The 22,905-nt window shown below is 63.3% G+C and carries 21 protein-coding genes and 1 pseudogene; 3 read left to right on the forward strand and 19 right to left on the reverse strand.

Translation table 11 applies throughout. The features are described from left to right. Nucleotides 1–2: 2 nt before the first annotated feature. From IPM84_02405 to IPM84_02455, 11 genes are all read right to left on the reverse strand, one after another. Nucleotides 3–893: a PIG-L family deacetylase gene (locus IPM84_02405; protein MBK9091625.1), complete on the reverse strand. Its 891-nt coding sequence runs from the start codon at nt 891–893 to the stop codon at nt 3–5. A gap of 9 nt (nt 894–902) precedes the next feature. Further along, nucleotides 903–1,985: a GNAT family N-acetyltransferase gene (locus IPM84_02410; GenBank protein MBK9091626.1), complete on the reverse strand. Its 1,083-nt coding sequence runs from the start codon at nt 1,983–1,985 to the stop codon at nt 903–905. After that, a complete protein-coding gene (locus tag IPM84_02415; protein MBK9091627.1) occupies nt 1,982–3,106 on the reverse strand; it encodes a glycosyltransferase in 1,125 nt (374 codons plus the stop codon). The genes IPM84_02410 and IPM84_02415 overlap by 4 nt, the downstream gene beginning before the upstream one ends. Before the next feature lie 12 nt (nt 3,107–3,118). Next, a complete protein-coding gene (locus IPM84_02420; GenBank protein ID MBK9091628.1) occupies nt 3,119–3,751 on the reverse strand; it encodes a methyltransferase in 633 nt (210 codons plus the stop codon). A gap of 257 nt (nt 3,752–4,008) precedes the next feature. Further along, entirely contained in the window at nt 4,009–5,424 is a 1,416-nt protein-coding gene (locus IPM84_02425) for a B12-binding domain-containing radical SAM protein (protein ID MBK9091629.1), read from the reverse strand. Nucleotides 5,425–5,429: 5 nt separating this feature from the next. Then, complete coding sequence (locus IPM84_02430; protein MBK9091630.1) at nt 5,430–6,485, reverse strand: radical SAM protein; 1,056 nt, start codon at nt 6,483–6,485, stop codon at nt 5,430–5,432. Nucleotide 6,486: 1 nt separating this feature from the next. Further along, entirely contained in the window at nt 6,487–7,353 is an 867-nt protein-coding gene (locus tag IPM84_02435) for a class I SAM-dependent methyltransferase (GenBank protein MBK9091631.1), read from the reverse strand. Then, nucleotides 7,347–8,738 (reverse strand): B12-binding domain-containing radical SAM protein, encoded by a 1,392-nt coding sequence (locus IPM84_02440; protein ID MBK9091632.1) that lies wholly within the window; start codon nt 8,736–8,738, stop codon nt 7,347–7,349. Before IPM84_02440 ends, IPM84_02435 begins: the two co-directional genes overlap by 7 nt. Before the next feature lie 56 nt (nt 8,739–8,794). After that, a complete protein-coding gene (locus tag IPM84_02445) occupies nt 8,795–10,318 on the reverse strand; it encodes a B12-binding domain-containing radical SAM protein (GenBank protein MBK9091633.1) in 1,524 nt (507 codons plus the stop codon). A 349-nt stretch (nt 10,319–10,667) separates the two neighbouring features. Next, on the reverse strand, nt 10,668–10,883 hold the full coding sequence (locus IPM84_02450; GenBank protein MBK9091634.1) for a hypothetical protein: 216 nt from the start codon (nt 10,881–10,883) through the stop codon (nt 10,668–10,670). A gap of 278 nt (nt 10,884–11,161) precedes the next feature. Then, complete coding sequence (locus IPM84_02455; GenBank protein ID MBK9091635.1) at nt 11,162–11,929, reverse strand: NAD-dependent deacylase; 768 nt, start codon at nt 11,927–11,929, stop codon at nt 11,162–11,164. A gap of 202 nt (nt 11,930–12,131) precedes the next feature. On the opposite strand from IPM84_02455, the gene IPM84_02460 reads away from it, so the two are divergent. Then, the gene (locus tag IPM84_02460; protein ID MBK9091636.1) at nt 12,132–13,877 is read left to right on the forward strand and encodes a methionine--tRNA ligase; all 1,746 of its coding nucleotides are present in this window, start codon (nt 12,132–12,134) and stop codon (nt 13,875–13,877) included. Nucleotides 13,878–14,070: 193 nt separating this feature from the next. Here the strand turns inward: IPM84_02460 and IPM84_02465 are convergent, their stop codons facing one another. From IPM84_02465 to IPM84_02500, 8 genes and pseudogenes are all read right to left on the reverse strand, one after another. After that, nucleotides 14,071–15,153 (reverse strand): ATP-binding protein, encoded by a 1,083-nt coding sequence (locus tag IPM84_02465; GenBank protein ID MBK9091637.1) that lies wholly within the window; start codon nt 15,151–15,153, stop codon nt 14,071–14,073. Between the two features lie 95 nt (nt 15,154–15,248). Further along, the gene (locus IPM84_02470) at nt 15,249–15,836 is read right to left on the reverse strand and encodes a type IV toxin-antitoxin system AbiEi family antitoxin domain-containing protein (GenBank protein ID MBK9091638.1); all 588 of its coding nucleotides are present in this window, start codon (nt 15,834–15,836) and stop codon (nt 15,249–15,251) included. Nucleotides 15,837–15,949: 113 nt separating this feature from the next. Beyond that, nucleotides 15,950–16,585 (reverse strand): DNA-processing protein DprA, encoded by a 636-nt coding sequence (locus IPM84_02475; GenBank protein ID MBK9091639.1) that lies wholly within the window; start codon nt 16,583–16,585, stop codon nt 15,950–15,952. A 142-nt stretch (nt 16,586–16,727) separates the two neighbouring features. Beyond that, a pseudogene (locus tag IPM84_02480) lies at nt 16,728–16,956 on the reverse strand (YgiT-type zinc finger protein). 2 nt (nt 16,957–16,958) lie between these two features. Next, nucleotides 16,959–17,267: a DUF4258 domain-containing protein gene (locus IPM84_02485; GenBank protein MBK9091640.1), complete on the reverse strand. Its 309-nt coding sequence runs from the start codon at nt 17,265–17,267 to the stop codon at nt 16,959–16,961. Nucleotides 17,268–17,430: 163 nt separating this feature from the next. After that, nucleotides 17,431–17,847: a nucleotidyltransferase domain-containing protein gene (locus IPM84_02490; GenBank protein MBK9091641.1), complete on the reverse strand. Its 417-nt coding sequence runs from the start codon at nt 17,845–17,847 to the stop codon at nt 17,431–17,433. A gap of 529 nt (nt 17,848–18,376) precedes the next feature. Next, nucleotides 18,377–19,150: a M23 family metallopeptidase gene (locus IPM84_02495; protein ID MBK9091642.1), complete on the reverse strand. Its 774-nt coding sequence runs from the start codon at nt 19,148–19,150 to the stop codon at nt 18,377–18,379. A gap of 29 nt (nt 19,151–19,179) precedes the next feature. Further along, nucleotides 19,180–20,529 carry an AI-2E family transporter gene (locus tag IPM84_02500; GenBank protein ID MBK9091643.1) on the reverse strand — a complete coding sequence of 450 codons (1,350 nt, stop codon included), beginning with the start codon at nt 20,527–20,529 and terminating at the stop codon, nt 19,180–19,182. A gap of 456 nt (nt 20,530–20,985) precedes the next feature. Here IPM84_02500 and gatB point away from each other — a divergent pair, with 456 nt between their 5' ends. Together gatB and IPM84_02510 are read left to right on the forward strand one after the other, a co-directional pair. Continuing rightward, nucleotides 20,986–22,449, forward strand: a complete 1,464-nt coding sequence (gene gatB, locus IPM84_02505) for an Asp-tRNA(Asn)/Glu-tRNA(Gln) amidotransferase subunit GatB (GenBank protein ID MBK9091644.1) — start codon at nt 20,986–20,988, stop codon at nt 22,447–22,449. Nucleotides 22,450–22,473: 24 nt separating this feature from the next. Further along, nucleotides 22,474–22,854, forward strand: coding sequence for a RidA family protein (locus tag IPM84_02510; GenBank protein ID MBK9091645.1), 381 nt, complete (start codon nt 22,474–22,476; stop codon nt 22,852–22,854). Nucleotides 22,855–22,905: the final 51 nt, after the last annotated feature.

The raw sequence follows: 22,905 nt of genomic DNA on the forward strand, positions 1-22,905 counted from the left end.
CATCAATCGCGGCTCAGCGTATGACGTGTACGCCGGCCCCACAGATACGCCAGACCGTCAGTCCACGGGCCGGCGCGCAGGCTGCGAAAAACGATCGGCCAGGTAGATGGTGCGCCGGCATGCAGTCGTTGATACCTGGCCGCGGTCATTTCCCAAAACGCCTCGGCCTCGCCAGGCAGGCCGCAGGCGACGGCGGTGTAGCGCCGCATGCGCTGCGTGCGCGCCGTACTGTAAACCTGCGACGCGTGCGCGGCGATGGCGGCCCGGTGTTGCTCCCCAACGCTTGCGGTGCTGCTTACCAGGTTCGTCAGCGCCGAACCGAGGGGAACCTGCAGGGCCATGACGCGCACCCGCGGCGTTCCCGGCCACTGCGCCAGCGCCACAGCCAGCGCATGCGCCACCTTCCAGTGTTCGGGATGAAAATCCACCCGCGACGGCGCGTAGATCACGTCTGGCTGGCCGGTTTCAAGCTCTGCCAACAGGCGCGGCGCCAGGTCCTCGATCTCCCACTCCCACTCTGGCAGGCCCAGCCAATGCCAGACCGTGACGCCCAAAACCGCCGCGGCCTGCGCCGCCTCGGCCCGGCGCCGAGCGGCCATCTCGTCAGGCGACAGGCCCAGGCTGCGAGAGCGGCGGCCATCGGTGACAACCACGATCGTCACCGCGTCGCCGGCCGCCCGATGACGCAGCAGCGCGCCGCCGCAGCCGCACGCTTCATCATCAGGATGGGGCGCGAGGGCCAGCACGCGTTGGCCGCCCGGCGTTGACCATGGCTTTACCCGCGGGCCAACCGCCCTGGTCGCTCGCCTGACCGCGCCGGCCAGCCAGAATGCCAGCCACCATCCCTGTTCGGCGATAACCGCCGCCCGGCGCTTGAACCAACGCAAAACCATTCTGCATCATCAGATCACATCGAAATCGCTGCCGGTCAGATACCAACTGGCCGGTTGGCGCAGGGTGTCCAGATCAAGCGCCTGCGCCAGCGGCCGCGCCTTGACCGTGAACGCGCCCAGGGCCGGTCGCAGCCCGGCCTGCGCCAGGCTGCCATGCAGCGGCGTGGCCGGCACTGCCAGGGCGGCCGCTTTTTCCACGCCCAGGTCGTAGAACAGGCGCAGCGCGTGCGCCAAGAGCGTTCGCCGCGCCGGCTCATCGGCCGGGGCCGACCACAGATCGGCGATGAACGCCGTGGCGTGACCGGCCTCATCCTGCACGCGATAGGCCAGGTAGCCCACCGGCTCGTCGCCGCGCTGAGCCAGCAAGAGTTGATAGCGCCAGCGCGGCTCCGCGGCCGGCGCGGAGAGAAAGCGCCATTCGACCCAATGCCGGTCGCGCTGCACGCAGAAGCCGTGCGCCGGCTGGCTGGTCTGCCACAGGCGATCGAAGCGGCCATCGGCCTGGGCGACCGGCTGCACGACGATGCCGGCCGCGTCCGGCGTTTGCCAACGGCGCTGCCACAAGCGGCCGATGATCGCCGCCCGCGCCAGGAACGGCAGGCGCAAGCGGCGGGCGATGAGCGCCTCCGGGCGCAGGGGCCGGATCAGCCAGGCCAGGGGCAGCAGCGGCTGCCAGCCCAGGTGATCCGCGCGCGATCCCCAGCGCTCGTTGGGCAGCCCAACTGTACACGGCAGCCCGGCCTGGCTCCAGGTTTCATAGATCTGCGGCGCGTACGCGGTGAGCAGCCCGCGACGCCGCTGATCGGGCGTGGTCATCAGATCTGCGCCGGTCATCAGGATGGCCGGGCCGTCCGGCGTCCGGTACGGGGTTGGGATGCTGGCGTAGTGAAAGATCGGTCTGTCTTGCTCCCAGGCCGTCCACACATTGGGCGTCGGCGTGGACAGGCCGGTCAGTTTCCAGCGGTAGAGCGCCTCGGACAGCGGGTGGCCGTAGGCTGCGGCAAAAAGGGCAGTCAACGCGGCTTCGTCCCCGGCCTGGTAAGGGCGCAGCGCGGGGAGCCTGGCGTCCGGCTGCGGTTGATCTGCGCTCACCCGATCACCTCCTGATAAATGGCCTCGAACGCGGCGGCGGTCCAATCGGCGTCGAACGCCTGCGCCCAGGCCTGCGCGGCGCGGCCGCGGCGGTCGCGCTCCGCAGGATCGGCCAGCAAGGTCAGGATGCCTGCGGCCAGCCCGGCCGCATCGCCGACCGGTGCGGCCCAGGCGGCTTGCGGCGCCAGTTCCGCCACCAGCCCCACGGCCGTGCCGACGGTGGGCGCGCCCGCGGCCGCGGCTTCGCACACCGCCACCCCCTGGCTCTCGTGCCGGGACGACTGCACGTACAGGTGCGCCTGGCGAAAATAGGGCGCCAGCACGTCGCTTGGCTGCACACCATGCAGGGTGACGTGGCGCTCCAAACCAAGCGCAGATACCTGCCGTTGCAACTCGCCGCCCAGGGTATCCCCGCCAAACCAGTCCAAATGCACCTCCGCGGCCTGATCCGCCAGCAGACGCAGCGCCTGCAGGAGCGTGGCCTGATCCTTGACGCGGTTGATGCTGGCCGCGTGCAGCAGGCGCCAGGGCGGGCCGGGCGGCCGGGCGACGGCCGGCAGGTCGCCGGCGACGCGGCGCACATCCACGCCCAGCGGGACCAGGCGCGCATCGGGCCGAATGGGCAAGACGGGCGCCAGCACGAAGCGGCTGCCGCCGGTGATCGCCTGGGCAAATCGCAGCGCCAGCCTGACCTGCTGCCGATGGCGCCAGGAACCGGCTCCGCCATAGCCGATGTCGGGCAGCCAGGTCAACTCACCGCCGCCGATACTGGCAACCACCGGAATGTTGCGCCAGCGGCCAACGCCCAGGGCCAGGGTGCTGGTGGCGCCCAGCCAGAAGGCGTGGATGACATCGGCCCCGCCGTGGGCCGCGAGGGCCGCCAGGCTTTGGCGCAAACGCTGCCCAAACCCGAATCCGGGCAGCCGGGCCGGGCTGCGCCCCAGGTTGATCACCTGCGCGCCCAAAAGCTCGTAGCTGGCAGGCGCTGCTTCCTGCTCCAGCGCAATCACCAGCAGGCGATGCCGGGCCGCCAGGCGCTCGATCAAGCAGAGCAGCGCGGGAATCACCCGCTCGCGGCCGCTGCGATCTACGCCACCGGGCACAATCAGGGCGATTCTCATGGCCGCGCCCCGCTACCGCGTGATCAGGTACGCGGTCAGGATTTCGTTGATCAAATCCTGCCGCGCCGCCACCTGCTGTTCAAACCCGGCCGCCTGCAGACTAGCGAGCAGCTCGTCGCCCGCGCCGTCCGAAGACAGGATCAACAGCGCCTGCCCGCCCGGCTTGAGATGCGCGGCCAGGCCGGCCGTGAAACGCTCGAAAACATCTTCCCCGCGCCAGGCATGGTCGAGCGGGCGGCGGGGACGGCCGCGGTAGAACGGGGGATTGAACAGGATCAGGTCGAAGCGCGCCGCGGCCACCGGCGCGAACAGGTCGCCCTGACGCGCTTCGATGGCGTGCTCCAGGTGATTGAGCAGCGCGTTGATCCGCGCGCAACGCACCGCCTCCGGGTTGATGTCCACGGCGATCACGGATGCGCCGGCCCGCGCTGCGAAGATGGCCCCTACGCCCGAACCCGCGCCCAGGTCGAGCACCTCAGCCCCCGCCGGCAGCGGCAGGGTCGTCACGGTGCGCGCCAGGAACGCGCCGGTGCGCAGCAGCACCGGATTGAAGACCTGCGGCAGAACCACCAACGGCACGCCGTCAATCTCCTCCAGCACCAGGCGGCCATAGCGACGGCTCAGCACACGGTAACGCAGCGCCAACCACCCCCGCGCGACAACCGCCAACAGCCGGCGATTGAAATCGCACCTAAAGGGCGTACCGCCGGGCGTCCACCTTCGTGGACGCAAAGCCCGGTCGGCGTAGGCCGACCTCGTGGCGGAACACCCCTTCGCCCCGAATTCATTCGGCGGCGATCGGCCTGCGATTTTCAATCTCCACTCCCCACTCTCCACTCTCCCCCGACGCATCATCGCCCTCCCGTGACCCAATCTCAGGTCTCCGATCTCTGCTCTCCCCCTCACGACAACCTCTGCGCCGGCCAGAGCCAGCGGCTGACCACCTGTTCCAGCGGCAAGGCGTACAGGTCGCGTTGACAGCGCCACTGCGCCAGCACCTGGAATGGGCGCTTCAACGGGGTGGGATGGTCCCACGCCAGTTGCGCGTAGAACTTGAATCGCTCCACCTGCCGGTAGCGCTGCGGGCTGACCCAGGGCCCGGCCGAGCCGATGAAATCAAAATCAGCCCATTCGTCCAGCGTGACCGGCAGTTGATAGCCCTGGCGCACCGCTTCGTCGGTGATGGGGGAGCCGGGATAGGGCTTGAAGAAGAAAATCGGCGTCTCGAAGTCGGGGCTGAGGCGACGCAGCCGCTTGATGACATCGAGCGAGGCCTGCACGCTCTCGTCGGTCTCGTTGGGAAAACCCACGATGAACGGAAAGATCACCCGGATGCCGTGGCGCAGGCATTTCTCGGCGCTGATGAAAACCTGCTCCAATTGAATGTCCTTGCGAATCCAATCCATCATGGCCTGCGAGCCGGATTCCACGCCAATGATGACGCGGCGCAGGCCCGACTGCTTGCAGCGCTGCAAGACCCGGTCGGGCAGGCGGTCGCCCTGATCCGCGCGCATGGTGCCGGCCCAGGTGATGGGCAGCCGCCGGCGGATGAACTCCTCGGCGATGGCCTCGACGCGATCGGCGCGTGTGAAGAAGGTTTCATCTTGCAGCGACAGGTCATCGAAGCGGTAGCGCTGCCAGAGCGCATCCACCTCGGCGGCCACGCGCGACGGCTCGAACCCGACCCACTTGCGCTTGTAGACAAACGGGTCGGCGCAGAAGGCGCAGCGGAAGTTACAGCCTTGCGATGAGATGTAGTCGAGCTGGCGCTTGCCCTTGAGCTGATAGTAGCGTTCGACCGGCAGCAAGCCGTAATTGTGCGTCCGAAACGTGTTGATGTTGCGCAGCGGCCGCGGGGGATTGACCTGTATTTCGCCGGCGGGGGTGCGGTAGGTGCAGCCCAGGCAGCCCTCCAGGCTCTCGTGGTTGACCAGGCGCCGCACGATCTCGCGCAGGGTCTCCTCACCCTGCGCTTGAACGGTGATGTCAACCGCCGCTTCTGCCAGGCACGCCGCGCCAAACAGCGACGGGTGCCAGCCGCCCCAAATCACCGGCAGGTCGGACCGGCGCGCTTTGGCGGCCCGCGAGATGCGAATGGCATCCCGAATGGGCGCGCCGGTCAACACGCTGACTCCCAGGCAGAGCGCATCATCCACGTGCGCCAGCACCGCGGCCACCGGGTCGCGCTCCAGGCGGCCATCAATGATGACCACCTCGACCTGCTCCGGGTCCAGGTCAGAGCCGACGGCCAGCAGGCCCAGGGGCATGGTGAAGAAAACGGCCTGCGGGTTGTAGAGGACGACTTTGTGGCGGCGCATCAGGTTCATGAGGCACGCAGAGCAAGAGAGCAGACGCACTTGCGGCAGATGGCGTCACGGTGGGTATCGAGGCCCTGGCGCCAGGCCACGGCCGCGGGCGCGTTGAGCAGGCTGGTCAGACTGGGCGCCTGGTAGATGTTGCCCAGGGGCGGCTGGAAGAAACAGGGGCGCACCGTGCCGTCTGCTTCGATGACCGTGGAAACCCAGGGCGCGTTGCACGACACGGGCGGGAATTCGCCCTGGCCGAGCAGGGCCGTGTAGTAGTGCAGGATGCGCCGGCGCAGCTTGGCCGGCGACTCGGCGATGAAACCGGCGGCAAAATCGGCCGCAAAATCGGCTTCCAGCGCGTCCAGTTCCTGCGCCAGGCGGGGCAGATCATCGGCCGCCAGCGCCACCTGCATGACCCGTTCGTCATCCCAACCGAGCGGCCGGTTGAAGGCGTCTGTGCTGACATCGGCCGCCAGGAAGCTGATGCGATCCAGACCCAGCTCGTGCGCCGCGGTCACCACGTCACGCAAATGGTGATAGTTTGCGCGCTGCACGGTGCAGCGGGCCGCAGCGGTCGTGCGGGGATCGGCGGCCTTGACCGCGGCCACCCCTGCCGCCAGCTTTTCGTAGGCGCGGGGAATGTTGCGAACCCGGTTGTGGATCGCGGCCGGGCCATCGAGGCTGACGATCACCTCGTCGCAATAGGTCACCACCTGCGCGGCGTGCCTGGCCAGCAGCAAACCGGTGGTGAGCAGGGTGATGCTGATGTCGGCCCGCCGCAGATGGGCGCACAGTTCCCACAGGTGCGAGTGCATCAGGGCCTCGCCGCCGCTCAACACCACCTGGCGCACGCCCAACTGCTGCCATTCGTCCAGCCAGCGCGCCACAGCGGCCGCGGGCACCTCGTCACGCGTGGTCGCGCGCCAGATGTCGCACATCAGGCAGCGGCAGTTGCAGTGACTGTGCGGGAACAGGATCAGGATGGGCAGCTGCGTGATCGGGTCCACGCGCGGCAGCGGCAAAACCGCTTCCCGGCGAGGGCCAGACAGTGACTGGGGTTGCGACGTTGTCATATCAGTGAAGCACCATTTCGATCAAGTAGTGGTCCGCCAGCCAGGGCAGCGGCCAGGCTGTTTCCAACCGGCGCTCGATGCGATTCAGCCGGGCCAGCAGGGCTGGATGGCGAGCCGCCCACGGTTCGACGTATGATGGTGGCAGCAGGGCGCCGATGGCGCTGACGCGCTGCACCGTAAACATGGGGGCAAACGCTCGCCGCAGCGCAGCAATGGACGGATAGCGAATCGTCAGCCCGCGCCAGGGAACGCCGTCACGCCGCAGACGCCTGAACGCCTTGCCCGCCTGCCCCTGGCGCAAATACCAAGCCCATTCCCAGGGCGCCAACGGCCCCATGATGCACAGAATCGCCCGGCCCCCCGGCTTGAGCAATCCGGCCAGCGCCTGCGCCACCCCAGCCAGGTCAGCAACGCAGTTCAGCCCGCCGAAGTTCGACAAGACGCCGTCGAAAGAAGAGAATGGAGACCGGAGACCGGAGATTGGGTCACGGGAGGGCGACGAGTCATTGTCTTGCGATCTCTGATCTCTGGTCTCTGATCTCAGTGAACTCCCCCATGCGGCCAAATCGGCGATGTCCAATTTTGCCACCTGAACCAATTCCTCCATCCCAGCCTGCGCCACCTTGCGGCGGGTCACGGCCAGCATCGCCTCTGAAATGTCCGTCGCCAGCACGTGGACGCCGCGCTGCGCCAGGTGGATGGCGTCGGCGCCGGTGCCGCAGTTGAGCTCCAGCACGCGATCGCCGGCGCGGAACTGCGCATCCAGCCGTCGCCAGACCGCGGCGCGCAGCAGGCGACCGATGGTGCTCTCCGTAAACGCGTCATCGTAGGTCGCGGCCGAGTCATCGAAGGCGGCGGCGCTCAACATTCCTGTTCTGCTGCCGTCGCCAGCAAACCGGATCGCGCTTCCTGTGCCAGGGTCTGCAGGCGCAGGGCCTCGCCGGCATCCTGACCGTTCAAACGATGGGCCGCGACCTCGTTGCGCAGCCACTGGTCTGCAAAGCGGTAATACTGACGCGTGTGCCGTCCGCGCACCACGTAATCGCGGTCGGTGGCCTCCACCCAGTCACGATCCAGGCGCAGCGTGTCCTTGATGGTCTCATAGTATGGCGTGTTCTTGATTGGGTAGGCCACGGTGGTGAAGAAGATGTTGGGATTGGCCTTCTTCACATGCTCGATCGTAGCCTCGATATCCTCGATCTCTTCGCCGTCATAGCCCCACATCAGAAACATGCCCACCTCGATACCGTGCCGCTGGGCCGCCTGGGTTGCCCATTGCACCTGCTCCACGGTGACGCCGCGCTGCATCGCGTCCAGGATGCGCTGGCTGCCGCTTTCGGAGCCAATCCAGATGCGGTAGCAGCCCATCTCGGCCAGGGTGGCGAGCACATCCTCTTTCAGCAGGCGGTCCGCGCGAGAGATCGTCTCGAAGGGCAGGCGCAGATTGCGCCGCTTCAACTCGGCGGCATATTCGTACAGCCAGCGGTGGTTGATCGTAAACACATCGTCCGCGTACCAGACCTGATCTGGCTTGTAGGTCTCCACGATGTGCTGCACTTCGGCCGCGCAGTCGAGGTAGCTGCGGCGGCGGTGTGAATAGCCGAAGACCGCGTGCGAACACCATTTGCACTTGTAGGGGCAGCCGCGGGCCGTGATCAGATTGACGCTGCCCATGCCGTGGTGCGTGCGCCAGACATCCACATACTGGCTGATGTTGATCTGCTCCCGGTCCGGCCAGGGCAGGCTGTCAATGTCCGCGATCTGTGCGCGCTCGGCGTTGCGGACAATTTGCCCTTCTTCATCCAAAAAGACAGTGCCGGCAATCCCGTGCAGACGATGCGGCCCCTGCTGCGCTAAGGCGGGCAACAGTTCCGCCAGGGTGACTTCCCCTTCGCCGACCACCACCACATCGGCGCCCTGGGCGATATACTCGTGCGTGTAGTTGGCCGACTCCGGCCCGCCACAAATGACCGTCCAGCCGTGGCGCTTGGCTTCGCCGATGATCCAGACCACCTGGCCGCGTGTCACCAGGTTGGTGTAGATGCCGAGCACGCCGCCGGGCGTCTGCGCCAGGCGTGCGGCCAGGTCGGCCTTGCTGCTGAAGGTCGTGTCGAAAATCTCCACATCGAAGCCGGCGCGGCGCAGATAGGCCGAGTTGTACAGAAGCCCCAGGGTCGGGTAAGGCTTCATGATCTGCCGCTCTTTTTCGTCCTCCCACAGGAAGTAGCCATGGGTCAGTAATAGGTCAGGCATCTTGACTATGCATGCAGCCCCCTTTTTCATGTTCAACCTGGCGGCGCCAGGCTGGTTCAATTCCAATCGCGGCTGAGATCGGGTGCGGCCAACTCACCGTACGGTTTCACGATCGTGGTGGGGGCATCGCTGCGATGCAGCACTTCCAGGCGCCCCAAGTCAAGCCACTCATGACTGAGGTGATCGAGCGAGGCCAGCAACGCCACGTCATCAACGGGACCGTGGCCGTTGGTAGAAAGCTGGGACAGGCGCTGGCGCAGTTCCAGATCACGGTGCAGCACCCGGTGCAGCTTGCGATAGAAAGGAGACTGATAGGAACCCTGGAACATCATTGCCAGGTCGTTGCTGTCTACCCAATTCGTCTTTGGCCCCAACTGCTCCTTGACCAGGTCGTGGAACTTGGTGCCCGGCAGGGGATAGCTCACGCTGATGCCAATGTTGTCAGGCAAGGTCTCGCGCACCAGTTGGACAGTTGACATGATGTCCTCGAAGGTCTCGCCGGGATAGCCAAACTGGATGAAGAAGCAGGCCTTGATACCCGCGTGTTTCAGGCGCTGGCGGGCGAGCTTGATCTGGCTGACCTGCGTGCCCTTGTCCATGGCATCGAGAATCTTCTGGCTACCGCTCTCCGCGCCCATCCACACCTCGACGCAGCCCGCCTGCTTGAGGCCGGCCACCGCGTCCTCGGTCATCAGGTCCACGCGCGACTGAATCATGAAGGGGATGGCCGCATCGCGCTGCGCCACCTCACGCCCCAGCTCGGCGACCCAGGCGGGGCGCAGGCCAAAAATGTCATCGGCAAACCAGATGTGATCGGGCCGCAGGTGCTGCTTGATCCAGGCCATCTCCGCGGCCACATTGGCGGGCGAGCGCATGGCGTAGCGCTGGCCCCAGATCGGCTTGGCGCACCAGTTGCAGTGAAAAGGGCAGCCGCGCGTGCTGACCATGTTCAGGCTGAAGAAGCCGTGCGCCTGCATCCACGCGGCGCGATAGCGTTCGACATCGAGCAAATCCCAGGCGGGGAAGGGGAAAACATCCGGGTAACGTTCGGGATTGCGCCTGGCGGTGTGGTGCAAACCGCCGGGCGCCTGCGGGTCAGGCAAAATCAGGCCGGGGATGAGCGAGGCGCGCGCCGGTTGACCGGCGCGCAAGGCATCGAGCAGTTCGCGCAAGGTGTGCTCTGGTTCGCCGAGGATGACATACTGCGTGCCGTGCTGCAGATAAATCTCTGGATGATCGGTGACATCGGAGCCAGAGGCAATGACGGTGGCGCCGCGGCGATGGGCGGCCTGGCTCATGGTGCAGGCCGCCTCGCGCATGCGGGTCAGGCACATCTTACTGAGGAAATTGAAATTGTCTTCGTACAACACGACAAAGCGCGGTGCGTATGTCGCCAGGGCGGCTTCGAATTCGTGCTCACCGGTGGCCAGCATCGCATCGAAGAGCGCAACCGAGTAACCGACGCTGCGCAGATAGCTGGCTGCATACAGCGTGGCCAGTGGCGGGTAAGGCCGCATCTTCTCAACCTGCTTTTGGTCGTAGCGCAAGAAATAGGAATGGGCAAGTAGCACATCAAGCATGTTTCGTTTCTCCGCCTGAAACGGGTACGCATGTGGGGCAATTCACCAGACCGTGCCAGGTTGCAGGGCACGGGCCGGCGAAAAGGAATGCTGCGCAAGTCGTGGCACAAGGGCCGAATCACACAGGGGTCAGATGGGCGGCTATCATACGCGCTTTGCGGGCGGCTGTCAAGTTTGCAATAAAGTCAACAGATGTTAGAAAAATTCGGGCGACGGCGATCAGCGATTGAAATCGCCCCTGAGGGGCGTACCAGCGCCGCGTCCACTTGCGTGGGTGCGGCGCCGGTCGCTGCAGGCCAACCTTGTGGCGGAACGCCCCTTCACCCCGAATTCATTGGGCGGCGGCCGCCTATTTCTGTTTGCGCGGTGTCGGATCACCCAAGATTCCGGCATGAATAAAATGATCCATGGGGATCATGAAGATCAACCCGACGAAGAAAGTCGTTCCGATCAGAAAACTGATTCCAAAGCGTTCGGCCGGAATGCCCAGCAGCGCAATGATCAGATAGGCCGCGATCAAACCGGCCAACATGGAAGCGACCCACACGGCAATTTTTTTGCTCATACGTCCTTTTGTCCTCCTGAAACAATGCAGGGCGGGTGTGCCGCCCGACCCGGTTGGGGGTGATGCGAGAGAAATTCATGTTTACTCAGGGCTTGTCAGGGAACGCCTGCCTATTCTGGTGCGCATCTCGCTCAAGAAAAGCGGGAGCCTGTTCTTTGACCAGCCCCTGCAGCCTGTCGGAGAGGCATGTCTAGGCGCAACTTTGTGGCTGCATGTAGTGTTCGTATCTCTAATGCATACTACATACAGGGTGACAAGGTGTTCTCTCCGACAGGCTGCTAGGATGCGATTTGGGCATCATGCCAGGTGGCGTGCAGCAAGGCCGGCAACACCTGTCCGGCCGATCCCGTCAAGGCATACATGACATGCTCAGTCAGAGCCGTGGCCGATGGGTTCACCTCTACCGTGATGGCGCCATGCTCCAGGGCCTCATATGGCAGGGATGCAGCCGGCTGCACAATCGCCGATGTGCCCACGCTCAGGAAAACATCGCAATCACGAGCCGCGTCCAGCGCCGCCTGCAGGGCGCGGAACGGCAGGCTCTCGCCAAACCAGACCACATCCGGGCGCAACAGGGCCTGGCACTGCGGGCAGCGGGGCGGTACATCGTCCGTCTCCACCCAGGAGGTCGCAACCTGGTGATCGCGTGAGCAGACAATGCGCTGCAAGTTGCCGTGCAGCTCGATCACATCGCTGCTGCCAGCCCGCTGATGCAGGCCGTCCACATTCTGGGTGATGAGGGTCAGGCGGGGAACCAGCGTCTCCAGCGCCGCCAACGCTCGATGGGCAGCGTTAGGCTCGGCCGCGGCCACCAGGCGGCGGCGCCAGGCGTACCACTCCCACACCAGCGCGGGCTGACGGCGGAAAGCCTCCGGCGTCGCCAGGTCTTCGGGATTGTACTGGCTCCAGAGTCCGGTCTGTGCCTCGCGGAAGGTGGGCACGCCGCTTTCGGCCGAAACGCCCGCGCCTGTCAACACGGCCACATGTTGGGCGCTGCGCAGGGCGTGAATCAAACCGAGGGGAATATCAAGTGAAATGGTATGCATGGTGTCGTTCGATCGTTGCGTAAACGTAGCCTGTGCAGCCTTGCAATCGGCATAGGCTCAGGGCTATTTTACTCTGAGACGGTTTATTGGGCAACCCGCGGCCCTATGGTAAAATCGTCCTTGAAGCAGACCGCTTCAACCGAACCTTCCGTGGATGAGATGCATGAGATCACACATCCCGGAATCAAGAGCTGGTGCAACCATGGCTGAGAACATACTTGTCTGTGTCGCCTGGCCCTACGTCAACGGGCTACAACATATCGGGCACATTGCCGGCGCCTACCTGCCGCCGGACATCTTTGCGCGCTATCATCGCCTGCGGGGTAACAACGTCCTCATGGTATCCGGCTCCGATACGCACGGGACGCCCATCACCGTGCGCGCCGACCAGGAGAAGGTGACGCCCGCGGAGATCGTCGAACGCTTTCATCCCCTGATGATCCAATGCTATCTCAAGCTCGGCTTGACGTTCGACCTGTTCACGCACACCGACACGGCCAACCATTGGGCTGTGACCCAGGACATGTTCCTGACCCATCTGCGCAAAGGGTATATTTACCGGGACACACAGAAGCAGATCTACAGCCTGAGCGATCAGCGCTGGCTGCCGGACCGCTATGTGGAAGGCACCTGCCCGGTGTGCGGTTACACCGAGGCGCGCGGGGATCAGTGCGATAACTGCGGCAGCACCTATGACGCGACCGAACTGAAGAATCCGCGCAGTAAGATCAGCGGCAGCACGGACCTCGAAGCGCGCGATACGGAGCATTTCTTCCTGGACCTCGCGCGGCTCAACCCCGCGCTGGAGGCCTGGATCAACGATGGCCGTAAGGCCCACTGGCGCGCCAGCGTCCTCAACTTCAGCAAGGCGCAAATCGAGAGCCATGAGCTGCGCGGCCGGCCCATCACGCGCGATATTGACTGGGGTGTGGAAATCCCCGTGCCGGGGTTCGAGACTAAGCGCATCTACGTCTGGTACGACGCGGTGATCGGCTATCTGTCCGCGACGCAGGAATGGGCGCAGATCAGCGGTCAACCGGACGCCTGGCACGCCTGGTGGGATGCAGGCGTGGATGTGCGCATCTACAACTTCATCGGCAAGGACAACATCCCCTTCCACACCATCATCTGGCCGGCGATGCTGCTGGGCTATGGCGGTCTGGGGACGCCGTACGATGTGCCGGCCAATGAGTATCTGACGATGTCGGGCAGCAAGTTCAGCAAGAGCCGCGGCCGCGTCATTGCCATTCTCGATGTGCTGGAGCGGTATGATCCTGATCCGTGGCGCTACGTGCTAACCGCGATGGCGCCGGAGAGCAACGATAGCGATTTCACCTGGGAAGAGTTCGTGGCGAGGATCAACAACGAGCTGTTAGCCAACTGGGGTAACCTGGTCAACCGCATGCTCAGCTTTGCCTACAAGCGCTATGAGCAGCGCGTGCCCGCGCCCGCGGCCCTGGACGCCAGCGATGAGGCGCTGCTCGCCACCGTGCGCAGCGGCTTCGAGTCGGTGGGCAGTCTCTACGCCGCGTGCAAGTTCAAGGCTGCCCTGGCCGAGACGCAGCGCCTGTCGCAGGAGGTCAACCGCTATCTGAACGACAAGGAACCCTGGAAGACGATCAAGACCGACGCCCAGGCCGCGGCCACCAGCGTGTACGTGGCCCTGCAGGCGATTGACTGGCTGAAGACGCTCTACAGCCCGGTGCTGCCCCACACGTCGCAGTTGGTGCATGAGTACCTGGGCTATGACGGGCAACTGTTTGGCCGCCAGGTCACCGAAACCGTCAGCGACGCCCGCGGCGCGCACCAGGTGCTGCGTTACGACGGCAGCCCGGCGATCGGCCGCTGGGAGCCGGGCAGCCTGCCCGTGGGCCAGGCGCTGCGCGAACCCGCGGCGCTGTACAAGAAACTGGACGAGAGCGTGGTCGCCAACGAAATTGGGGTGTGAGCGCGGTCGAACCGGCAACGAATCACCACAAAGCCCGACCGGAACTGGTCGGGCTTTGTAGTTGACAGCGATGTCGGGTTATCTGGCCCAGCTTGCGCCGGGGCGGGCGCGGCCGCTCAGCAGTACAGCGGGCCAACCTCTGGATGTAGCAACCCGCAAATAGCGCTGCTCCCTGATCACCAGCAGGTCAACATCAATCAGCCAGCGCAGATAATCCTGGACGCTCGATGGTTTGCGATGCAGCCGACTTGCCGCTTGGGTCAATGTCAGCCCGTCCTCCTCGGCAAGGATCTGGAGCAGCGCCTTGAGAGCGGCATACCGCGCTGGCGAGATCCAAATAGCGGCAATAATTGTAGATCTGTCCGCGGGCGTCGAGCGTTTCTAGCACGAAAGCCTGTGCGACCTGCTCCGGGCTGATTGCCTCCGGCTCATCCGGCGCCAGCTCACGCAGGCGCTCGGCTATCGCCGTCACGTAAAACGGATGGCCGGCCGTATGCACGTACACTTCGGCCTGGGCAGCGGAGTTCAGCGGCCGGCCGATGATCTTTGTGGTCAAGGCCTGCGTGTCTTCGGCGGTGAGCGGTGGCAGTTCAATCGCGCGCAACTGCAAGAAGAGGGGAGACTTGTGGTCGCGCACCATCTGCTCCATGGCTGTGATGGCGGAGCCGGTCACCACGTAGCTTACGTGGGCGTGCTGCTGCATCGCCGAGCGGAAGAGCTTGTACGGATTGCCGACCTGCGGGAACTTCGCCAGGGCCGACAATTCGGTGAATTCGTCCAGGAAGCACATGATGGGCCGTTCCAGGGCGATTGCCAGGCGATCTGGAAAGTCGAAGGCCAGGTGCAGCAGCACGCCAGGGTCGGTCACTTCGCGTCCCAGTGCAGTAATCAGAAAGCGAATAGCTTCCAGGACAACAGGGACGGCCGCAGCCGGGGTCTGGAGCAGATCCACGACGCGCAGGTACGGTTCAACACTGCCCTGTCCGCCGGCCACAGCCCAGAAGCAGGCCAGGCCAATGTAGCGCTGGACGAACAACTCCGGGGAGGTGCAGATGCCTTCGAGGTTCATGTAGACAGGGATCACCCGCCCCTGCGCAGCCAGGTGGCGCATCTGTTCCTGGCAGAGCAGCGTTTTGCCGATACGGCGCAAGCCAAACAAGGCAATGTGGCGTGGCCGGCCGCGCTCCAAATCCGCGGCCGCCTGCGCCAGGATATCCAGCTCGTGGACACGATTGGTGAATACTTCCAGGGAGGGACTTGCCCGCCAGCCGTTCATGATGTGCTCCTTTCGGTCATTTAACCTATCGGGCGATTGACCGAATCATAGCATAGAACCGCCTGGTAGACAAAAAAACAGAACCATTCGTCTCCTCAGGGAGTGAGTATTTGCTCAATCAATCTGTATGCGCGGCCACTACGGCGGCCGGCCATCGCGCGCAGTTGTTCTTGCGTGGTCAGTGTACGTCGCAGCGCCTCCAGGACGGCTTGCCAGATCAATTCTTCGGGCAGCCCGCTGGCAGCGAGATCGCTGATCGTGCGCGCAACGGTCGTGACGGGTAAACCTGCATAAGTAGTGACGTCGCCAGGTTCTAGCCGATTGGTGTGCAGGCGCAGGCCAGGATGGCGGCGTGAAGCGGTACGTGATACAGTCAAATGAATCTCACTGGGCAGCAGGTCCGAGAGGTCATAGAGCGCCAACGCGCTATCGTGCGATATGACAGCATTCTGGCCAGCGCGCAACCAAGCGACAAAGAGGTCCTCATGAGTCGAGGACGGAAAACGTTTCAAGCGATAGATGCCCGGGTAGATGCGCTCGAAGAGGTCTGCTCGCACATGGTGCGACAGCAAGGCGTGACTGAATCCGGCCTGCCTGGCCTGGGCGGCAGTGAAGTAACCGGCCTGGGCTTCGGCGCTTTGATAAAGCTGATCGTGATCGGGTGAAGAGGCGTTCTTGTTCATGTGTGTAAAAAACAAAATGAAACTTTACAATTTGCACACATTATCCTCAGAAAGAAAGAACGTGTCAAATTAGACAAGCGATTCCTGTTGAAAACCCTTCTTGACGCCAAGGGCTATCTCCCCACGAGAGTACACACGTCCATCGCCCCCCCATCCACCAGGTTCCGATTATCCGGATGCGCCAACGTGTAGACCGGCTTGCCCCAGCCGATCACCTCGGTCGCCAGGGCCTCGGTGCGGCCGCCGGGCGCGGCGTGGATGAAGATCACGCGCGCCGCCAGCGCGGCGACGAAGCGGTTGCGCGCGGCCGCCAGCTCGGCCGTGACGCGGCGCTCGCTTTCGGCGAACGGCGAGAGCAAGAGCAGCCGGCCGGCCGCCAACGGCTGGCGAAATTCAGCAGGAATCGTCTTGACCATCCCCCGCGCGGGACAGACGATGAGCGGTCCGGCGCCGGCCAGCAGAATCTCCAGGCAGGCGCGCTCCACCGGCGTGTGGAAGCCGCCGATGACGGCCGCGCCGCGGTCGGCCAGCGCGTGGGCCAGGTCGGTGGCCTGCACGATGAGGCTGCCGGGACAGCGCGCTGAGCAGAAGAGCGCCAGCGGTGGGCTGTCGAACAGGGCCGGGTCGCCCAGCGCGGAGACGACCGCAGGGGCCGTCTGGCCGAGAAAAGCCCTGAGCGCCGCGGGATAGCGGGCATCGGCGCTCACCAGAGACAGCAGTGATTTTCCTGTCTGATGTAAAAAACCCATTGACATTTGGCTTCCGTGTGCTATAATAAAATTAGCTCATCTACCATGAGTAGAAGGAGTAACGATGTCGGCCTTCGGGCCGGCATCGGCTATTTCTGGAAGTCACCGAATCTGCGAGATCTGCCAAGGCAAGCGCCGAGACTCAGGCATAGGCAAAAACATCGGCGCACAGATCTGACGGGAGGCGTTTGGCCGTGGACCATGCGCCGAATCCGTTCGGTCGTCACGCGGCTGAACGTTGCGTCGCCGCAACGCGCACAAACAACTGCGGGGATATCCTCGACCAACACCGGCAGTCCGTCAACCAGAAACACTTCGCTCACTACCTCAGAACGAGCCTCAGTGCTGCCGCACACCTGACAACGAAACATGCTCACCTCCGTTCGACGTAATTATACCACTCGGCAGGGTCCGGCTCATAAAGCGTGATGATGCGGACCAGTTCGGCGTCGGCGCGAGAGACCTGTAGATGTAAGGGGCGCTCCGCGTCGGTGAATCCGAGCAGCAGACAACTCGGCGTGTACTTGTCATCGGCATAGTCCTCGATGATCCGGGCGCGCCTTCCAGCCTGCCGGATTTCGGCCTCGCTGATGTTGCGTTCCACCGCGCGCCGGAGGGCGTGCCGGCTGAACTCGAATTGCCCGGCCACCAGTCGGGCGCGAATTTCAGCTAACGTTTCCATGCGTTACCGCCATTTGTAGATTCGCCCATCCGTTCATCCGTTTCCTCCAGCGTCAGTACCCGGGGGGCGAGCCTTGTCTGATTTGCCATCGCGCCTCCAACTTCTTCAGAGGAACGGTCGGATGTCGCTCAAGGCGCTGGCTCTGGCAAAGCGCCGACATCCTTCAGGTATCGCTCCATACGCGCCACGAACTCCTCGGCTTCGGCCAAAATAAGGAGCTTGGTGTCCTCGTCCATAATTCGACTCCCTCCCGTTGGACATTTCCGTACAACGGCTCCCCCAATCGGCGCATTAGGTTGTAGTGTGCTGGACCTACCAACATCATGCCCAAAATAAGGTCGTATTTCAATTCGATGTCCGAGGCAATCAAGTACATGTTCGCGTAGGCCTGCCGGTTGTCCTGCTCCACCCGCACCAACAGATCGAGATCGGAATCTTCGTGATGATCTCCCCGCGCTTTGGAGCCATAGAGCTTGATAGAGAGCACTTCGCTGCCGAATACCTGTCGCAGCCGCAGCAGGTATTCCCGCAGGGCCAGCTTCTCCTTGGCCGTCAGATGACGCAACTGATCATGAGTCATTGCCTACCTCCCATGGGATCCTGACAGCGCAATACGGCAAAATTTCACTGGTCGTTAGTATACAGCGAGCATCTATTTGGGTCAATCGAAAGTCTGCGCAGAAGTTAGGTTGTCATTCGTCTTGTAGATGATGATAAGTTAGTTGTAGTAGTAGGGGCTGTGGATTTGTGGATAAGGGGGTCGTCTGCTGGTCTTTACCACAAGGGATTGGGGTGACAAGGCGCTGGGGCACTACATCTTGTGGCCTGCTGCGGGGGCCTGTTCTGGATAGATTGTGGATTCAAGTAGAATAACTGACCGGCCAAATTTCACCCTCGTGGCCTGGTGCAACCGTGGTACAAATCGTTGACCACTAGATGTAGTGGCGCGCGGGGTGTGCAAGGCACATATCTAGGGCTGCCGGCGGTTGGGATAGGGTTGGGAAAAAGATGCACTTATCCCCAGTATCCACGACGCGGTAGGGGTTTTTCCCCAAAGTTATCCACATCTCGTGGCTGTTATCCCAAATGCGATCAGCAGACGGATTTCTCTACGGTTTCTCCCAATTCCCGGGGTCAGTGGGATCAATGGCTGCTTTGAGCTGCTTGATCAGCGCACGCAGGGCCAGGATGGGGTCGGTGGTTGGCTGGCTGCCGGTGTATTCCGTGACCAGGAGGGCCACCTGGTCACGCCAGATATCGGCTTGCTCGCGCAGGTCAGCGCGCTCCACGTCGAACTGCTCCTGCAGCGCGGCCACGCGGCGCGTCAGTTGCTCGCGCTGCTGTTTCTCGTTGCTCCAGGCCGTGCGGTACCAGCCCAGCGGCTGCGTGTCGCCAGGCAGCACCAGCGCCAGGCAGGTCTGTGGCGTCTGTTCACCGGGGAGTTGCTGCGTACCGGCCAGGTAAGGCTCAGGGTCGCTGAAGCCGCCCCAGCCATCCTTGCGCGAGTAGGGATTGATGCGAACTCCAAAGTGCAGGTGCGGCCCGGTGGAGGCGCCCGTGTTGTCCGAGATGCCGATGACTGCGCCTGCTGTGAATCTGTCCGCCTCTTTGGCCGTCGTACTTTCCAGGTGCGCATACAGGCTCTCGCCCCAACGGTGCTGCAGTTTGACGTAGTTGCCGAAGCCGTTGGCCTCGAAGCCTGTTTCGATCACGTCGCCGTCGTCCACCGCCACGATTGCGGTGCCGTTAGGCATGCCATAATCGAGTCCATTGTGGCCTTTCAGGGGCACGCCGTCGTACGAGAATTGGCCATAGAAAGCGGGGTTACCGCCAAACTTCTGGCTCATGTGAAAAGTGCCGTTGAAGGGAAAACGAATGGGCATGAGTCCTCCTGCCTTGCCGAGCGTTTGTTTCAGGCCGTATCTTCGGTCTCTGCTGCCGGCGCGTCGGCGTTTGACTGCGCAGGGACAGCGGCACGCGCCAGGCGCTGTTGCAACCCTTGCCAGGCGCTGGTCAGCCGCTGCCGCCAGCCAGGCGGCGTCCCCGCGCTTGGCGCGTCAGGCGCGGGGAAGGGCGGCAGATCGAGCAGCTTGGCGTACATGTAACCGGCCACCACGCGCAGGGTGGCCAGCACCGGCGCGGCCAGAAAGGCTCCCAGGATGCCGGCCTGGGTGGCGCCGACGATAACGCCAACCAGCACCACCAACGGGTGCAGATTGACGCTCTGGCCGATGATGCGCGGCACCAGGATGTTGTTCTCGGCCTGCTGAATCAACACGTAGACCCCCACGGTCAAGAGGGCAAATGAGGTATTTGACATCTCGATCGTGATCGAGCCTTGCAGCAGGGCGACCAGCAGCGCGGGGACCATGGCGATGATGGGGCCGAGGTTGGGGATGATCTCCAGGATGCCGGCCAACAGGCCGAGCAGGATGGCGCCGGGCATGCCGATGATGGCCAGGGCCAGGGTGGTGACGGTGCCGATGGTCAAACAGAGCACGAGCTGCCCACGAAAGAACGATTGCCAGATGCGTCCCAGGCGCTGCATCAGCTCTTGCATCTCTGGCTGGTAGGTGGCGGGGAACAAGCCCTCAACCCAGGCGCGCATGCGAGGCGCGTCCTTGACCATGTAGAACGAATAGAGCAGCGTGAGGAGGAAGGCCAGCAGTGATGTGAAGATCCCGACGACCACATTTGAGGCCACGCCGGTCGCCACGCCCACCACGGTGGAGGCAGAACGCAGCGCCTGGGAGATGTAATTGATGACCGTTTCCGGGCTGAAGATCTGGTCAATCTGAAATTGTGAAAATCCGTTGTTGATGCGCTGGTACCAGGGGCCGAGATCGAATTCGAAGCCCAACAAACGCAGGGACGGGTGGGTCAGGGGGAAGTCCTCGAACCATTTCAGGAACCCGACGTATAGATCGTTCCAGGGGATCTGAATGGTGCTGATCTGCTCGATGAGCACCGGGATCAGAATGATGGGGACGAAGATCAGCAGCAAAACGACGAACAGGTAGACCAGGCCGGTCACGAGGCCGCGCGGCAGGCGCAGGTGCATCAACCGGTTAACCATCGGATGAATGAGGTAAGCCAGGATGGCGGCCATGATCAGCGTGGCAATCACGGCCCGGCTCAGGTAGATCAGCAGCAGGCCGGTGAGGATCATGCCAACGGCCACGTTGCGCTTGAAGTTGCGATCCCAGCGCGTCAGCGGTGCATGCACCGGCGCGGCGTTGTTGATTGGGGTTTCATCGTTCATGCTCAATGTCCAGTTCGATTTTTTCAAGGGTTGACCAGACGGCCAACCAGGTGTGTACGACGCATGACTTCGTTCGCTCAATCGGAGGGCGATAATGTCTTGCTATGCTGCAAGCGGGAATAGACTTCACTTTTTCGCCTAAGGAAACAGACGCAATTCGTGCCCGCTTGCAGTATAACTTTAACCCAACATGCATACGGTGTCAAGAGCGGAGTTGCAATGTTGCCAAAAGGTTGGCAACTCAGGCGTGCCCGTGATACGTTGGGGACATGAGCGGCGGGCGAGACGCCCGCACTCCCCGGCGGTGACGCTCTCTCAGGCTCTTTTCCGTGATCGCGGTGAAGATGGTATAATGCGAGTATAATGCGAGTGAGCGGGCATGGCCTTGCACCTGCCCGCGTGGGCGACCGCAAGGGTGCGCCCCTATAAATTGAGAAGATACCCTTACTCAACGAGTTGACCATGACCCAATACCAAGTTGTCATCGGCATGGAAGTCCACGCCCAACTACAAACAGCGTCGAAGATGTTCTGCGCGTGCGATGCGGCCGTCTTTGGCGCGCCGCCCAACTCACACGTCTGTCCGGTCTGCCTGGGCATGCCGGGCGTGCTGCCGGTCATCAACCGCCGCGCGGTGGAGCAGACCATTCGCACCGGCCTGGCCCTCGCTGCTGAGATTGCCGAAACAGCCGTTTTTGCGCGCAAGAACTACAACTACCCCGACCTGCCCAAAGGCTATCAGATCAGTCAATATGAGCTGCCATTGTGCCTGGGCGGCAGTCTGACGATCACCGGCGATGACGGCCGGCCGAAGGTGATTCGCGTACGGCGCGCGCACCTGGAGGAAGATACCGGCAAGTCCAAGCACATGAACCAGAATGGCGTCACCTACAGCTTGCTCGACTACAATCGGTCGGGCATGCCGCTGTTGGAGATCGTGACCGAAGCGGATCTCAACAGCGCGCAGGAGGCGTATGACTACCTGACCAAGCTGCGCACGATTCTGCGCTACATCGGCGCCAGCAGCGGCGACATGGAGAAGGGCGCCATGCGCTGCGAGGCGAACGTTTCGGTGCGTACGCTGTTGCAGGCCGCCCAGGGTGAATACGGCGTCAAGGTGGAGATCAAGAACTTGAACTCCTTCAGCGCGGTGCGCGGCGCGGTGGAGTACGAAGTCAAGCGCCACATCGAGACGATCGAGCGGGGCGGCACGCTGCAGCAGGTGACGCTGGGGTGGAATGAGGCGGAAGGACGCACGTTTGTGCAGCGCAGCAAGGAATCGGCGCATGATTATCGCTATTTCCCGGAGCCAGACCTGCCACCGTTGCGTATTACGCGGGAGTTGGTGGAGCAGTTGCGCGCGACCCTGCCCGAACTGCCCGACGCCAAGCAGGCGCGCTTCATGGCGCAGTATGGACTCAATCTCAACGATGCAGCAACCCTGGTCGCGACGCAGGCGGTAGCCGCGTACTTCGAAGCGACGGTTGCTGCCTATGGCGGCGCGGGTCGTGAGGTCTGCAACTGGATCACTGGGCCTCTCTTCAGCGCCATGTCCAGTGCGAACCAGGACATCAGGTCGCTCAAGGTAACGCCCGACAACCTGGCGGCGCTGCTGACCCTGCTTGATCGCGGCATCATCAACCGCAACATCGGGCAACGGGTCATCGCGACCATGCTGGAAACCGGCCAGGCGGCCGCGGACATTGTGGAGACGGAAGGCCTTGCCCAGGTGAGCGATAGCGATGCGCTGCACGCGATCGTACGCGAGGTCATCGTGGCTAACCCCACGGAGGCAACCAAGTATCGGGCGGGCAACCTCAATCTGCTCAACTTTCTGATCGGCCAGGTGATGAGGGCCACGCGCGGCAAGGCCAATCAAACGGTGGTGCGCCAGTTGCTGGAACAAGCGCTGGCTGAGTAAACTTTTCGACACGGAGTGAAGCGTATGTCAAAGACAATCATCTCGACCCCGCACGCGCCCGCGGCGCTCGGTCCCTATTCGCAAGGGGTGAAAGTGGGACACCTGATCTACACCGCCGGGCAGTTGGGCCTGGACCCGGCAACGGGCAAGCTGGTGGATGGCCTGGAAGCACAGACCGAGCAGGCGCTCAGGAACCTGGCCGCGATTCTGGAGGCCGCCGGCAGCCGCATGGAAAATGTCGTCAAGACCACCTGTTTCCTGGCCGACATCGCCGATTTCAAAGCCTTCAACGGCGTGTACGCGCGCTTTTTTGCTTCCAACCCGCCCGCGCGTTCCACCATTCAGGCGGGGGCGCTGCCGGCTGATGCGCGTGTGGAGATCGAAGTTGTGGCGTTTGTGGAGTGAATCGGAAAGCGATTGAAATCGCGCCTGGGGGGGGGGGGGGGGGGGGCCCCC

The organism is Candidatus Amarolinea dominans (genome assembly GCA_016719785.1).
Classification (GTDB): domain Bacteria; phylum Chloroflexota; class Anaerolineae; order SSC4; family Amarolineaceae; genus Amarolinea; species Amarolinea dominans.